The sequence below is a fragment of the Pantoea sp. B550 genome (genome assembly GCF_024158165.1).
Classification (GTDB): Bacteria; Pseudomonadota; Gammaproteobacteria; order Enterobacterales; family Enterobacteriaceae; genus Pantoea; species Pantoea alfalfae.
The window spans coordinates 2,489,643-2,505,035 of sequence record NZ_JAMYXI010000003.1; the positions used below are offsets into that span (position 1 = coordinate 2,489,643).

Below are 15,393 nucleotides of genomic sequence, written 5' to 3' on the forward strand. Positions count from 1 at the left end.
TCCGTGCAGCGTGGTCTCATATAATGTGCTGTGTAACGCTTTAATTTAAGTAACACTGACGTACAAAGATATTTTGTGCCACCTATCACATAACGGTTTTTTTACGCTGACTTTCTGAAGTTAAATAAATATAGTCCCGGAGTCAGTGCGGGATTGTTATTTTTTTAAGCAAAACCCGACTCGCTACCCTTTTTAACAGAGGGCAGCGAGTCGGGTTTTTTTATGGGTTAACGGAACCGGGTCACCCTTATTGTCATGGCGTGACGGATTTTTACTATCGCCAGGGGAAGGATTTAAAAATGAAAGAAAAATACTATTTTCATTTATTTTTTTCACTATTGCTGCTTTTTTTTGGGGGGAGTGTTAAGGCGTCTGACATTCACGCCCCCTCCGCGCAGAATAAATTATGGGGTGACGCGGCGCTCGATTTCAAACTGCGCAACCATTGGAAGTATCTCAAGGAGGACGAAGCACAGCCCACCGCGGTTCACAATGCCTGGGGCCAGGCCGCGACAGTCGATTTTCGTTCCGGTTATCAGTGGGACCTGCTTGGATTTGATACGACTTATACCCGCGCCGTACGCCTGGGGTCAAGCGACTACTTCTCCACGCGCGGTCTGCTCTATGACAGCGGTGGTAACATGGAGAAGCGGGATGCCCACGGCTTTAGCAAGTTCAGTCAGCGCTATCTTAAGCTAAAGCTCGGCAATCGCAGGCTACGGTTCGATGGAAAGGCAGGCTGGCAGGAACTGAAAAATATCGGCGTGCTGACGACCACGGATCGCCTGTCGCGCAACAACTATGCTGGCTATAGCGGAGCACTGACGTGGCAGAATGCCCGGCTGGATCTTGCTTTCGTTAACAAAACCATACGGCATGATTCAGGAAAAACGCTGGCGTTGCAAACCCAGGCCAGACAAAAAATTGACGCCATTTACACCGCTGCGCTGCGCTACAAAGATGAACGTCACGCGGTTGCCTACGCATTCGGCGAGGCTGAGCGCTATCAGCGCCGCCATGTGATTGAGGCGGGCTACACCCTCTCGCCATACTGGTCACTAGGCGCGCAAATCTATGGCAGCCAGGCGCTGGAGAAATATAGAAGGATGCCCGCCAGCAAGAGAACCTTTGATAAACAGGCGTGGCACTATGTCGGGGAAACGACCTGGAAGCATGGCGCCTGGACGCAGAGACTGGCTGCTGGCTGGACATCGGCTCCAAAGGAGAGGGCGGTGGGATATTATGCCCGGCCCCTGACTAAAAATACCCGGGGACGTTTCACGCCACTAACTTCGGCGGGCAAAGACTATATGCGCGATAGAGAGCTGGCACTGGTTTCTCTGAGTCAGTATGAAATTACAAAGGGGATCAGTACCGGAATACAGCTTAATTATGGCCAGTTCCATTATCGTAATAATCTTGTGCGAACCGGCGAGGTTTCATTAATTAATCAATTCAGTAATCAACATCCCACCTTCAAAAATCTGACGCTATTCACGCTGACCGGTTATGGCTGGTCATATAAAAACAGTAAAGAGACCCCGCATCTGAATAATCAGGGGAAAACTCAGCGTTCCCGCAGTTTGTCCGCTGAAGTGGTTGTTCAATATAAATTCAATCTTTTTTGATCCGGAGAATAAAAATGAAGATAAAATTTAAAACGCTCATGTTAATAGCTGTCATCTCCGTCAGCACTGCCGGCTCCGCCTGGGCCGCAGATGTGATGCTCTATGTTACCCGGCATGGAAAGACCATGTTTAATACGGTACATCGCGCACAGGGATGGGCCGATACGCCGCTGACGGCTTCCGGTGCAGCTGTTGCAGAGCAACTGGGAAGGGGATTGCAGCCGTTACCCTTCGTCGCGGCCTGGTCCAGCGATTCGGGACGGGCGAGAGAAACTGCGCAGCTGGTAATGAAGAACTGGAAACACCCGCCTGTGCTGAAAGAGCTGAAAGGGCTGCGCGAGGTGGGATTTGGCCTTTATGAAGGCGATCTGAATAAAAATCTGATTAACGCTGCCGCGCATCAGGCGGGCTATGCTTCTGATACCGCACTTCTGGAAGCGTTTAGCGCCGGTAAAATTCATATGGATGGGATGATCGACGCGATTCATGAGGCGGAAGCCGCAGGCACGCCATCGCTGGCAGGTATTAAATCCTCCGGCCAGGCCGAAACCTATCAGCAGGTAGCTAAGCGCATGATGAAGAGTATCACCACAATCGCGAAGCAGGCGCAGCAGCAGGGCGGAGGCAATGTGCTGGTGGTCAGCCACGGTATGGCTATCACCACTCTGCTGCAGGCGCTGGGCGATACTTCGTTACGGGAGCAGCTTAAGAATGCCAGCGTGACGCTGCTGCGCTACACCGATAACGGGCAGTTCAAAATCGAGTCCATCAACGATATGCGTTACGTGGAGCGCGGTTTATAAGGTCTTCAGCATCCGTACTTCGCAGTCGACATGGCCGGTGCAGCCCATTGCACTGTCGATGTGCTCAAAGCCCAGCGACTCATACAGTTTAATCGCCCGCGTCAGGCTGGCGGTGGTTTCCAGATAGCAGCGCCGGAAGCCGTGGTTGCGCGCATGCTCCATCGCCCGCAATGCCAGTTCGCGCGCCAGACCCAGACCGCGCACCTCTGGCAGAAAGTACATCTTTTGCAGTTCGCAGATATCGGGCGCGCTGCAGGCGAGCGGCGCAACACCGCCACCGCCGACCACCTTGCCCTGATACTCAACAATCCAGTAGGCGCTCTGTTCGGCACTGTAGAGCTCAAACAGCTGGTCGAGCTGCGGATCGGAAACGGTGTAGCCCTTGTCAGCCGTCAGGCCGAACTCGGCGGAAACATCACGGATCACCTGGGCGATATGCGGATTATCGGCGGCCGTAATTGGCCGCACCTGGAGGTCAAAATGCGGGATGGTACTGGTCGTCATCATCTCTTCCGGATTTGTACGAGGTCAATAAAAAAGCCGGGCAAGCCCGGCTTTATGAATAAGCTGTCAGCTACGACGCTTACAATGCCGCAATGACCGCCTGCTGTTCAATCAGTTTTGCTTTTGATTGTTGCAGGTCTGCCACGCGTTCACGCTCTTTCGCCACCACCGCTTCCGGGGCGCGTGACACAAAGCCTTCGTTTGCCAGCTTGGTCTCAATCTTCTCGATTTCCACATCCAGCTTAACCAGCTCTTTCGCCAGACGCTCCAGCTCGGCGGTTTTATCCACCAGATCCGCCATCGGGATCAGCAGCTCTGCGCCTTCAACCAGTTTGGTCACCGACACCGGACCTTTCTCGCCCGCAGGCAGAATGGTCAGGCTTTCCAGACGCGCCAGGCGCGACAGGAAGTTGCGGTTAGCTTCAACGCGACGCAGTGCCGCAGGCGAGCAGTCACGCAGCAGCACATCCAGCGGCTTGCTCAGTGCGATGTTCATTTCGGCACGGATATTACGCACCGCCACGATCGCCTGTTTCATCCACTCGATGTCCGCTTTCGCTTCGGCATCTTCTTTCGCCGCATCGTACTGCGGGAAAGGCTGCAGCATGATGGTGTCGTCGCTGATATTTTTCAGCCCCTTCACACGCTGCCAGATGGTTTCAGTGATAAACGGAATGATCGGATGCGCCAGACGCAGCAGCGCCTCCAGCACGTGAACCAGCGTATGACGGGTGCCACGCAGTTCAGCTTCACTGCCACTATTCATGACCGGCTTGGTCAGCTCCAGATACCAGTCGCAGAACTGGTTCCAGGTGAAGTCATACAGCAGGTTAGCCGCGATGTCGAAACGATAGCTATCCAGGGCTTCACGGTACGCTTTCACCGTGTTGTTGAACTCGGTCAGGATCCAGCGATCCGCCAGCGACAGCGTCATTTCGCCGCCATTCTGTCCGCAATCCTGCTCTTCGGTGTTCATCAGCACAAAGCGGCTGGCGTTCCACAGCTTGTTACAGAAGTTGCGATAGCCTTCCAGGCGCTTCATGTCCCAGTTAATGTCGCGTCCGGTTGAGGCCAGCGCCGCCAGGGTAAAGCGCAGTGCATCGGTGCCTGATGGCTCGATGCCGTCAGGGAACTGCTTCTCGGTACGTTTGCGAATCTTCTCAGCCAGCTGTGGCTGCATCATATTGCCGGTGCGTTTTTCCAGCAGCGCTTCCAGCGAAATGCCGTCGACCATATCCAGCGGATCAATCACGTTACCCTTGGATTTCGACATCTTCTGACCTTCTTCATCACGGATCAGACCGGTCATATAGACGGTTTTGAACGGCACCTGCGGTTTGCCGTTTTCATCTTTGATGAAGTGCATGGTCAGCATGATCATGCGGGCAATCCAGAAGAAGATGATGTCGAAGCCGCTGACCAGCACGCTGGTCGGATGGAAAGTACGCAGCGCTTCGGTGTTTTCCGGCCAGCCCAGAGTGGAGAAGGTCCACAGACCTGAGGAGAACCAGGTATCCAGCACGTCATCATCCTGACGCAGCGCCACATCGGCGGCCAGGTTATTCTCGGCGCGCACTTCGTCTTCGGTGCGGCCGACGTAGACGTTACCGTTGTCGTCATACCACGCCGGGATGCGGTGACCCCACCAGAGCTGACGGGAGATACACCAGTCCTGAATATCGCGCATCCAGGAGAAGTACATGTTTTCGTACTGCTTCGGTACAAACTGGATGTCGCCATTCTCAACGGCTTCAACCGCGACTTTCGCCAGCGGTGCGGTACGCACATACCACTGGTCGGTCAGCATCGGTTCGATAACCACGCCACCCCGGTCGCCGTAAGGCACGGTCAGATCGTGAGGTTTGATCTCTTCAAGCAGGCCGAGTTCATCGACAGCGGCAACAATCGCTTTACGCGCCGCGAAGCGTTCCATGTTCTGGAAAGCCGCCGGGATCTCATCGGAACAGGCATCGCTGGCTTCGCCGTTGGTGTCATACACCTGAGCACGGTCGCGGATATCACCGTCGAAGGTCAGGATGTTGATCATCGGAAGCTTATGACGACGGCCAACTTCATAGTCGTTGAAGTCATGCGCCGGGGTGATCTTGACGCAGCCGGTGCCTTTTTCCATGTCGGCATGTTCGTCGCCAACGATAGGGATCAGGCGGCCAACCAGCGGCAGCATCACAAATTTGCCGATCAGATCTTTGTAACGTGGATCTTCCGGGTTAACGGCGACGCCGGTATCACCCAGCAGGGTTTCCGGACGGGTGGTGGCGACCACCAGATAATCTTTGCCGTCGGCGGTTTTTGCGCCGTCAGCCAGTGGATAGCGGATATGCCACATGGAGCCTTTGCTCTCGCGGTTTTCCACTTCCAGATCGGAGATCGCAGTGCGCAGCTTAGGATCCCAGTTCACCAGGCGTTTGCCACGGTAGATCAGGTTCTCTTTGTAGAGGCGAACAAACACCTCTTTCACGGCGTTGGAAAGGCCATCGTCCATGGTGAAGCGCTCGCGCTCCCAGTCGACGGAGTTGCCCAGACGGCGCATCTGGCGGGTAATGGTGCCGCCGGACTCTGCTTTCCACTGCCAGATTTTCTCGATAAACGCATCGCGGCCATAGTCCTGGCGCGTTTTACCCTCTTCAGCCGCAATTTTGCGCTCAACCACCATCTGCGTGGCGATGCCCGCGTGGTCAGTACCGGCCTGCCACAGGGTATTTTTCCCCTGCATGCGCTGGTAACGGATCATGGTGTCCATGATGGTTTGCTGGAAGGCGTGACCCATGTGCAAGCTACCGGTGACGTTCGGCGGCGGGATCATGATGCAAAAGCTTTCCTGGCTGGTATCGCCATTCGGTTTGAAGTAGCCCTGCTTTTCCCAATGCTCGTAAAGCGGCTGCTCGATATCTTGCGGGTTATATGTCTTTTCCATTTCTGCTATGTCGTTTGCGGCTGTGGTGGCGCTGCCGTATTCAATTGGAATCCAACGCTGCGATACGCTTTGTAGCGGTCGCGCGCCAGTTGTTTGAGAGCGTCCTCGTAAGGAACGAAGTCTATCACTTCATGGAAAGCAGTAGCAAAATCTGCGAAGTGGGGCAGCAGGCTAATCAGCAGGTCGCGCGGTGAACTGCCGCGACGCTGTGGCCAGGCCAGCTCGACCGGCGCACCGTAGCGCGGGCCTTCACCCGCCAGGTTGTGCGGCACGAAGGCGTTTGCCGGTCGTTGCCACAGCGCTTCGTCAAGACGAATGGCCTGCTGTTCATCTTCGCAGGCGATCAACACCCGCTTTCCGGCCCGCCAGCGTGTTTCCGCCAGATTGCACACCAGCGCTTCAACGGCGCTCAGGCCATCGCTCGGGGCATCGGTTTCCAGCACGTAGAAGGTTGCGTTTTTCATCGGTTAGCTCATCAGAAGATCAAGGGCGGAATCAGATCCGCCCCTGCTGTCAGAAAAGAGGGCGCTTAGTCGTCGCCGTTCAATCCTGCCCGATTCAACAGAAACTGCGACAGCATCGGCACCGGACGTCCAGTAGCGCCTTTAGCCTTGCCGGAGCGCCAGGCCGTGCCGGCGATATCCAGGTGCGCCCAGTTATATTTGCGGGCAAAGCGTGCCAGGAAGCAGGCAGCGGTAATCGCGCCGCCAGGACGGCCACCGATGTTGCCCATATCGGCAAAGTTGGACTCCAGCTGCTCCTGGAACTCATCCGCCATCGGCAGACGCCAGGCGCGGTCGCCTGACTGCTCCGAGGCGCTGATCAGCTCATGCGCCAGCGGGTTGTGATTCGACAGCAAACCGCTGATGTGATGTCCCAGCGCAATCACGCAGGCTCCGGTCAGCGTTGCCACGTCAATGACGACTTCCGGGTCGAAACGTTCCACGTAGGTCAGCGCATCGCACAGCACCAGACGGCCTTCGGCGTCGGTGTTCAGTACTTCAACCGTCTGGCCAGACATGGTGGTCAGCACGTCGCCCGGACGCATCGAGCGGCCATCCGGCATGTTTTCACAGCCCGCCAGCACACCCACCACGTTCAGCGGCAGATTCAGCTCGGCCACCATCCGCATCACGCCATAGACGGCGGCCGCGCCGCACATGTCATATTTCATTTCGTCCATGCTGTCGGCAGGCTTGATAGAGATGCCGCCGGAGTCAAAGGTCAGCCCTTTACCCACCAGCACAATCGGGCGCGCTTCAGCATCCGGATTGCCTTTGTATTCAATCACCGACATCAGCGATTCGTTCTGCGAACCGGCCCCGACAGCGAGATAGGCGTTCATGCCCAGCTCTTTCATCTGCTGTTCGCCGATCACGCGTGTGGTGACATTTTTGCTGAAGGCGTCGGCCAGCTGGCGCGCCTGCGACGCCAGATAGGCAGCGTTACAGATGTTTGGCGGCATATTGCCGAGATCTTTAGCGGCTTTCATGCCTGCAGCAACCGCTAATCCATGCTGAATAGCGCGTTCGCCGCTGGTCAGTTCACGGCGGGTCGGCACGTTAAACACCAGTTTGCGCAGCGGACGACGCGGCTCTGCTTTGTTGCTTTTCAGCTGATCAAAGTTGTAGAGCGCCTCTTTTGAGGTCTCCACGGCCTGACGCACTTTCCAGTAGGTATTGCGGCCTTTGACATGCAGTTCGGTCAGGAAGCAGACCGCTTCCATGGAGCCGGTGTCGTTCAGCGTGTTGATGGTTTTCTGAATGACCTGCTTGTACTGGCGTTCATCCAGCTCACGCTCTTTACCGCAGCCAATCAGCAGAATACGCTCGGACAGGATATTTGGCACATGATGCAGCAGCAGTGTCTGGCCCACTTTTCCTTCCAGCTCGCCACGGCGCAGCAGGGCGCTGATGTAGCCGTCGCTGATTTTATCCAGCTGCTCGGCAATCGGTGACAGACGACGCGGTTCGAAAACGCCAACGACAATGCAGGCACTGCGCTGTTTTTCCGGGCTTCCGCTTTTTACACTGAACTCCATGCACTCTCCTGAATCTTAAAGACAACGGCCGCTGCTGCCGCTAGAATGTAGCGCGCTCATGACCCATTTATTCATCGTCGCAGCATGACATTCTGCCGCTGGAGGTCATAATGAATCAGGGTGACAAGATGTTGTTTTTTCACCACCCGGACGCGTTTTTCATACAAATTTAGCTACGGCGACGGCCATTGATGAAGAAAAATGGCTGATAAGCGTTGAAACTAGCGATTTTCCTGCAAAAAGACAAGTTTTCACAGGCGTACTAAGCGTGATCATCATTAGATATCTGGTTCGGGAAACGCTCAAAAGCCAGCTGGCTATCCTGTTTATCCTGCTACTCATCTTCTTTTGCCAGAAGTTAGTCAGGATCCTGGGAGCCGCGGTGGATGGCGAAGTGCCGACAAACCTCGTTCTGACCTTGTTAGGACTCGGTGTGCCTCAAATGGCACAACTTATACTGCCCTTAAGTCTGTTTCTGGCGATCCTGATGACGCTGGGGCGTCTCTACACGGAAAGTGAAATTACCGTGATGCACGCCTGCGGCCTGAGTAAGGCCGTCCTGGTGAAAGCGGCGATGGTACTGATGCTGTTTACCTCGATAGTGGCTGCGGTGAACGTCATCTGGCTGGGGCCGTGGTCATCCCGTTATCAGGATGAAGTGACGCAGAACGCCAAAGCAAACCCAGGTGCGGCAGCGATGGCTGCCGGGCAGTTCCAGACCTCCAGCGACGGCAGCGCCGTGCTGTTTGTCGAGGATGTGAAGGGCAACAACTTTGGTAACGTGTTCCTGGCGCAGTTACGGCCAAAAGGTAACGCGCGTCCTTCGGTGGTGGTGGCTGACAGCGGTCACATGGAGCAGCACAAAGATGGCTCGCAGGTGGTAACGCTGGACAAAGGCACCCGCTTTGAGGGCACCGCACTGCTGCGTGATTTCCGTATCACCGACTTCACCAACTATCAGGCCACCGTGGGATATAAAGCGGCAACGCTCGATCCTAACGATGCAGAGCAGGCCAGCATGACCGACCTGTTCGCGAATAAGACACCGGATTTTCAGGCCGAGCTGCACTGGCGTCTGACGCTGGTGTTCGCGGTGCTGGTGATGGCGCTGATGGTAGTGCCGCTCAGCGTGGTGAACCCGCGTCAGGGTCGCGTGCTGTCGATGCTGCCCGCCATGCTGCTCTATCTGATCTTCTTCCTGTTGCAGAGCTCGCTGAAGTCGAGCGGGGCGAAAGGGCGGCTTGATCCGGCGCTCTGGATGTGGGTGGTGAATATCAGCTATCTGTTGCTGGCGGTGCTCCTTAACCTGTGGGATACGGTGCCGATGCGTCGGATTCGCGCCCGCTTTACACGCGGAGGGTCGGTCTGATGTTTCGCGTACTTGACCGCTATATCGGTAAAACTATCTTCAATACCATCATGCTGACGCTGTTCATGCTGGTGTCGCTTTCCGGCATCATCAAGTTCGTCGATCAGCTGCGCAAGACCGGTCAGGGCAGCTACAACGCGCTGAGCGCCGGTTACTACACCCTGCTGAGCGTGCCGAAAGATATTGAGATTTTCTTCCCGATGGCGGCCCTGCTGGGTGCGCTGCTGGGACTGGGCGCGCTGGCGCAGCGCAGTGAGCTGGTGGTGATGCAGGCGGCGGGCTTTACCCGCATGCAGGTGGCGCTGTCCGTGATGAAAACGGCAATTCCGCTGGTGCTGCTGACCATGGCGATTGGTGAGTTTGTTGCGCCATCGGGCGAGCAGATGGCGCGTAATTACCGGGCGCAGCAGCTTTATGGCGGCGCACTGGTCTCGACGCAGAATGGTCTGTGGGCGAAAGATGGCAATAACTTCATCTATATTGAGCGCATCAAAGGCGACAATGAAATTGATGGTGTGAGCATCTATAACTTTAACGATCAGCGTCGTCTGCAGAGCGTGCGTTACGCGGCGACGGCGATCTGGGATGCGGCTAAGAAGCGCTGGATGCTGTCTCAGGTCGATGAGTCAAACCTGACCGATCCGAAGCAGATTACCGGTTCACAGAGTCTGAGTGGCGAATGGAAAACCAATCTGACGCCGGACAAGCTGGGCGTGGTAGCGCTGGATCCGGACGCGTTGTCGATTCGCGGTCTGCATAGCTACAGTAAATATCTGAAGCAGAGCGGCCAGGAAGCGGGACGTTATCAGCTGAATATGTGGAGCAAGATTTTCCAGCCGCTGTCGGTGGCGGTGATGATGCTGATGGCGCTGTCGTTTATCTTCGGTCCGCTGCGTAGCGTGTCGATGGGTGTGCGTGTGGTGACCGGTATCAGCTTTGGCTTCCTGTTCTACGTGCTGGACCAGATTTTCGGTCCACTGAGTCTGGTTTATGGCTTACCGCCGATTCTGGGGGCGATTCTGCCGAGCTTTGCGTTCTTCGCGATCAGTCTGTTTATGCTGATTAAGCGGCGCTAAGCGCAATGAATGCAGTAAAAGAAAAGGCCGCGCAAGCGGCCTTTTTTATTGGCTAACAGTGCAGGCTCAGGGATTATACGCTTTCCACAAAGACGCTATCCATGACCCGCAATGCTTTACGACAGGCGTATACGCCCATCGCTTTATGTCTGCCAGCCGGAGGAGTGACTGCAGTGGCCTGAAACGGCGTTACGCCACGCTATTTATCCAGCCTGACAGTGCGGGCAGGGCAGCGGGCAGCTGCGACAGCAGATAGAGAATCAGCCCGATGGTGCCGCCTACCAGCGTGCCGTTGATGCGGATAAACTGCAGGTCCTTGCCGATATTGAGTTCAATCTGCTGCGACATGTCGCGCGCATCCCAGCTTTTCACAGTATCGCTGATGTGACGCGTCAGGAAGCCAGCAAACTCTGGTGCAACACTGCGTGCAGCCTGTTCCAGATGCTGGTTCATGGAGTCACGCAGCGCCGGGTCGGCGGCCAGGGTTTCGCCAAGCCACAGGGCCGCACCGCGCACTTTCTCCTGCACCCGCGAATCCTCACTGCTGAGATCCGCTTTGAGCCAGTTGCGCATATCATTCCACAGCTCGCCGATGTAGCGGTTAAACGAGGCATCCTCTTTCAGCCAGCCCTTGATCTCTTCGGCGCGCTCCGCCATTTCCGGATCGTTTTGCAGTTTAACGATCAGTTTATCAACCGCCCGGTTGAAGCCGAGGCGCAGCTCATGGCCCTGATCCAGCGCCACATCATCCAGCAGGGAATCGACCGCGTTGGCCACCAGCTCGGCGCTGTGTTCGCCCAGCCATTCGGTCGGCAACATTTTGGCTTTGATCGGATGCTCGCGTTTCAGCCAGCGCACCAGCTGCATGGCGATAAACTCGCGGGTACTGGGCTTATGCAATAACTTCAGCAACTGGTCGATGGCCGCGTCCAGCAATGCCTGATGGCGGTTATTTTTGGTCAGGCTTTCCAGCACCATGGCGCTGGTCTGGCTGAGATCGACCTTGTCGATGGCACGATGCACCGCGCGGCGCATAAAGGTCTGAATCCGCGCGTCATCGGTGAGATCCAGGAAGCCGCGCATCACCTGCAGCAGATGGCGGCCAACGCGGTCGGCATTGCCCGGTGCATTCAGCCACTGTGCCAGCAGGTTTGAAGGATCGTGACGGCGAATCAGGTTCAGCAGGGAGTCGGTATCAAGAAACTTTTCCTGCACAAAGCGGCCGAGGTTTTCACCGATACGATCTTTGTTGCGCGGAATGATGGCGGTATGGCGCGAGATAAAAGGCACCGGCACGCGCCGGAACAGCGCCACCACGGCAAACCAGTCCGCCAGTGCGCCGACCATCGCGGCCTCCGCAATCGCTTTGACGCCGCTGACCCAGAAGCCAGGCGGCAGGAAAAGGGTGACAACAAAGGTGGCGACGGCGAGCAGCAGCAGCAGCAGCGCCAGGCGTTTCATCCGTTTCAGTTCGTAGTGTTTATCCATAACCTGATCTTAGCAGAGAGCGGGGTTCATCGGCGACGGCCACCCAGCAGGCTGCCCAGCACCCCACGGATGATCTGATTGGTGATCTGGCGGGTAGCGCTTTTCGCCATGGTCTGTACCACGCCGTCGTGTTTGCCGCCGCGCGGGCCGGTGTGACCAAACAGGATCTCTTTCAGACCACCGAGAATCCCATTGTCGACAGCCACAGCGTCGCCTTTGGCCGGGGGGGCACTCGCCTCATCGCTGGCGGCCTGGAAGCCTTTTTGCAGCTTTTCAAACGCCGATTCGCGATCGATTTCGGTGTCATATTTGCCATAGAGCGGCGAATGGTTGATCAGGCCGTTACGCTCATCGCCGGTGACCGGACCCATGCGCGAGCCTGGCGCAATGACCATGGCGCGCTCCACCACCGACGGACTGCCTTTGGCATCCAGAAAGGAGATCAGCGCTTCGCCAGTGCCCAGCGCCTGAATCGCTTCCACGCTGTCAAACGCCGGGTTGGCGCGCAGCGTATCGGCGGCCGTTTTCACCGCTTTCTGATCTTTGGGCGTGAAAGCGCGCAGGGCGTGCTGAACGCGGTTGCCGAGCTGGCCCAGCACCCGATCGGGAATATCCGCCGGGTTCTGGGTGACGAACCAGACGCCGACCCCTTTGGAGCGGATCAGCCGCATGACCTGTTCTATTTTCTCCAGCAGCACCGGCGGTGCATCGGTAAACAGCAGGTGCGCCTCATCAAAGAAGAACACCAGCTTTGGCTGATCGAGATCGCCCGCTTCCGGCAGATGCTCGTAAAGCTCCGACAGCAGCCACAGCAGGCTGGTGGCGTAGAGTTTTGGCATCTGGTAGAGCTTCTCTGCGGAGAGGATGTTGATGACGCCTTTGCCGTTGCTGTCGACACGCATCCAGTCAGCGATATCCAGCATCGGCTCACCAAAGAAGTGTTCCGCCCCCTGTTGCTCCAGCGTCAGTAATCCGCGCTGAATCGCGCCGACCGAGGCGCTGTTGATATTGCCGTAGTGGGTCTGGAAGTTTTTGGCGTTGTCACCAATGTACTGGGTCATGGCGCGCAGATCTTTGAAGTCCAGCAGCAGCAGGCCCTGGTCATCGGCGATGCGGAAAATAATCTGCAGCACGCCGCTCTGGACTTCATTCAGATTCAGCAGCCGCGCCAGCAGTAATGGACCGAGATCGGAAACGGTGGCGCGTACCGGATGGCCTTTCTCGCCAAAAATATCCCACAGCACCACCGGATTGCTCTGCGGCTGCCAGTCGGTGACGCCGATTTTCGCCAGCCTCTCCTGCAGCTTTTCGCTGGACTGGCCCGCCATCGCCACGCCGGTTAAATCGCCTTTGACGTCAGCCATAAAGACCGGTACGCCGCTGGCGGAGAACGATTCGGCCAGCTTCTGCAACGTAACGGTTTTCCCGGTGCCGGTCGCACCGGTAATGAGGCCGTGGCGGTTGGCCATTTGCGGCAACAGATGAAGTTCGACGTCTGGCGTACGGGCAATCAGTAGCGGGGAAGTCATGGTTTTCCACTCTCAGTCAAAGGATTATGCCTGAAGGATAGCAAGCGGAGCATAGACAGGAGGAGAACAATTCGTCAAAAACGCGGCCGCTGCCCGCAGAGCAGCGGCCTGAAACGCGGGATTACTTCTGCACCTCTTCGAAATTGAGCAGGCTGACGCCGATGCCCTGCTGCAGGTGACTGAGGTTGCTGCGCACCGCCACCTGGGTCGCGCCCTGTAAGAGTACGATAAACGGTGAATCCTGCTGGATGCGGGTTTGCAGCCCGGTATAGAGGCTACGGCGTTTAGCCGCATCGCTCTCTCCGGCGGCGGCGCGGGTCTGTGTACTCAGCGCCGGAATGGTCCAGCCGACACGCCATGCCAGGGTTTTGCCGCCACCTGGCACGTTAGAAGCAAAGGTGCTGGCATTGGTGTTAGGGTCGATGTAGTCCGCGCCCCAGTAAGTGAAGATGGCCTGGAAGTCGCGGCTGCGCATTTTGCTCCACAGCTCCGATTCCGCCACCGGCTGGATATCAAGCTGCACATCCGCTTTGGCAAAGCTCGCCTGCAGCGCCTGCGCCACGTCTATATAAGGCGGCTGGTTCACCACCGTCAGCGCGATGTGGGTGCCCGGTTTGATGCCGCCTTTCTGCAGGATTTCCTGCGCCTTTTTCAGATCGTAATGGAACGGCGTGGTGTTCAGTGCACCATCGAAGCCATCCGGCAGGAAGCTCTGATGGATGCGATACTGACCTTTCAGCAACTGGTTCGCCAGGCTGTCATAGTCAACCAGCCAGCGTGCCGCCTGCCACAGGGCCGGATTGCCCAGCGCCGGTTGCTGCGCGCTCTGAGTATTAAAGCCAACGTAATAAACCAGGCTGGACGGGAAGGCGTCAACCCGCACATTTGCCTGTGTTTTCAGCGCGGCAATCTGGTCCGGACCAAGCTGATAGGCGACATCCACGTCACCCTGCTGGAGCAGCAGTCGGCGGCTGCCGGCATCGGCTACGCCCTTGAGCAATACCCGCTTCAGATGCGGCTTCTGCGTGCTGTAAGAGTTAGCTTCCAGCACCAGCGCCTGCAGCGGGACAAACTGTTTGATGGCATAGGCGGCGCTGCCAGCCGAGTGCGTTTTCAGCCAGGCATTGCCGTAATCGTTATTGCTGACGTGTTCCCGGGCCAGTTTACTGTCAACGATGGAGGCGACCGGCGCGGTCAGCAGGCGCAGCGCCAGATCGCTGCCGATCTCAGCGGGCCAGCGCAGTTCAAGCTGGTGGTCGTTGATCACCGTGAACTGTTGATCGATATTTTCCGGCGTCCAGCCAAACTCACCCAGGATAAAAGAGGGGGCTTTGTTGAGTTTTACCGCGCGGGTTAAGGAGAAGACCACATCCTGCGCGGTCAGCGGATGACCGCTGGCGAAACGGGCCTGTGGGTTGAGGTCAAATACCAGGCTGTGCGGCGTTTTTCCGGCCTGCCAGCGTGTGGCGGCGAGTGGCGAGAGCTGCTGTGGGTTCTGATGATTCGGTTCCAGTAGCGTCTGGTAGATATTGCGCAGGCTGCTGTTACTGACGGTTTCAAAACTTTCCGCCGGATCGAAACTGATGATGCCATCGAGTGGCACGGCGACTACCAGCGTGTCCGCTGGCGTCGCGGCGTATGCCGGGTGAACCAGTGTCAGTGCAGTCAATAAAGAGAGTGAGAGTAGCGTTTTGCGCATTGAGGGTTATCCTGAGTCGTTGATCGCTCTACTCTATCGGGCGCCGGATAATCTCAAAATGCCGGTTTGTTATGAGCTTTGCACAATTACATGCTTAGTTATTCAGGCAAAAAGACAAATTAAGGTCATGTCCGTCAGTAATTATTTCAGCGTCCTTTAACAACAGGCGGAATAAAGCAGGATTTACTCAGGCGATCACACTTTGCGCACTGTCTGATTGTATGACCATCAAAGTCACTATAGTGTTAACGATGAGAATGATTCTCTTGTATGGAAGTATGATATTTTTTTATCGGTTATTCTGCGTGATGATGACAGGGC

General features: G+C 56.5%; 11 protein-coding genes. 4 read left to right on the forward strand and 7 right to left on the reverse strand.

Features of this window, described 5'->3' with window-relative positions; all coding sequences use genetic code 11:
* Nucleotides 1-299: 299 nt before the first annotated feature.
* Both NIM72_RS14560 and NIM72_RS14565 read left to right on the forward strand, forming a co-directional pair.
* Complete coding sequence (locus NIM72_RS14560) at nucleotides 300-1,628, forward strand: OprD family porin (RefSeq protein ID WP_253420904.1); 1,329 nt, start codon at nucleotides 300-302, stop codon at nucleotides 1,626-1,628.
* A gap of 38 nt (nucleotides 1,629-1,666) precedes the next feature.
* On the forward strand, nucleotides 1,667-2,431 hold the full coding sequence (locus tag NIM72_RS14565; RefSeq protein WP_256497786.1) for a histidine phosphatase family protein: 765 nt from the start codon (nucleotides 1,667-1,669) through the stop codon (nucleotides 2,429-2,431).
* Here the strand turns inward: NIM72_RS14565 and NIM72_RS14570 are convergent.
* From NIM72_RS14570 to pepA, 4 genes are all read right to left on the reverse strand, one after another.
* On the reverse strand, nucleotides 2,426-2,935 hold the full coding sequence (locus tag NIM72_RS14570; RefSeq protein ID WP_371876304.1) for a GNAT family N-acetyltransferase: 510 nt from the start codon (nucleotides 2,933-2,935) through the stop codon (nucleotides 2,426-2,428). The two genes, NIM72_RS14565 and NIM72_RS14570, sit on opposite strands and share 6 nt — an antisense overlap.
* A gap of 79 nt (nucleotides 2,936-3,014) precedes the next feature.
* Complete coding sequence (locus NIM72_RS14575) at nucleotides 3,015-5,870, reverse strand: valine--tRNA ligase (protein ID WP_161731898.1); 2,856 nt, start codon at nucleotides 5,868-5,870, stop codon at nucleotides 3,015-3,017.
* Between the two features lie 5 nt (nucleotides 5,871-5,875).
* Nucleotides 5,876-6,334 (reverse strand): DNA polymerase III subunit chi, encoded by a 459-nt coding sequence (locus NIM72_RS14580; protein WP_161731900.1) that lies wholly within the window; start codon nucleotides 6,332-6,334, stop codon nucleotides 5,876-5,878.
* Between the two features lie 65 nt (nucleotides 6,335-6,399).
* The gene (pepA, locus tag NIM72_RS14585; RefSeq protein WP_009092357.1) at nucleotides 6,400-7,911 is read right to left on the reverse strand and encodes a leucyl aminopeptidase; all 1,512 of its coding nucleotides are present in this window, start codon (nucleotides 7,909-7,911) and stop codon (nucleotides 6,400-6,402) included.
* Nucleotides 7,912-8,179: 268 nt separating this feature from the next.
* Here pepA and lptF point away from each other — a divergent pair, with 268 nt between their 5' ends.
* Together lptF and lptG are read left to right on the forward strand one after the other, a co-directional pair.
* On the forward strand, nucleotides 8,180-9,280 hold the full coding sequence (gene lptF / locus NIM72_RS14590; protein ID WP_253420921.1) for an LPS export ABC transporter permease LptF: 1,101 nt from the start codon (nucleotides 8,180-8,182) through the stop codon (nucleotides 9,278-9,280).
* On the forward strand, nucleotides 9,280-10,356 hold the full coding sequence (gene lptG, locus NIM72_RS14595) for an LPS export ABC transporter permease LptG (RefSeq protein WP_161731906.1): 1,077 nt from the start codon (nucleotides 9,280-9,282) through the stop codon (nucleotides 10,354-10,356). Before lptF ends, lptG begins: the two co-directional genes overlap by 1 nt.
* A gap of 189 nt (nucleotides 10,357-10,545) precedes the next feature.
* On the opposite strand, the gene NIM72_RS14600 is transcribed toward lptG, so the two are convergent.
* The 3 genes from NIM72_RS14600 to NIM72_RS14610 form a co-directional block, all read right to left on the reverse strand.
* A complete protein-coding gene (locus NIM72_RS14600) occupies nucleotides 10,546-11,844 on the reverse strand; it encodes a DUF445 domain-containing protein (RefSeq protein WP_253420925.1) in 1,299 nt (432 codons plus the stop codon).
* Between the two features lie 26 nt (nucleotides 11,845-11,870).
* On the reverse strand, nucleotides 11,871-13,373 hold the full coding sequence (locus tag NIM72_RS14605; RefSeq protein ID WP_161731910.1) for a helicase HerA-like C-terminal domain-containing protein: 1,503 nt from the start codon (nucleotides 13,371-13,373) through the stop codon (nucleotides 11,871-11,873).
* Nucleotides 13,374-13,494: 121 nt separating this feature from the next.
* Nucleotides 13,495-15,072, reverse strand: a complete 1,578-nt coding sequence (locus NIM72_RS14610) for an ABC transporter substrate-binding protein (protein WP_253420927.1) — start codon at nucleotides 15,070-15,072, stop codon at nucleotides 13,495-13,497.
* Nucleotides 15,073-15,393 lie beyond the last annotated feature (321 nt).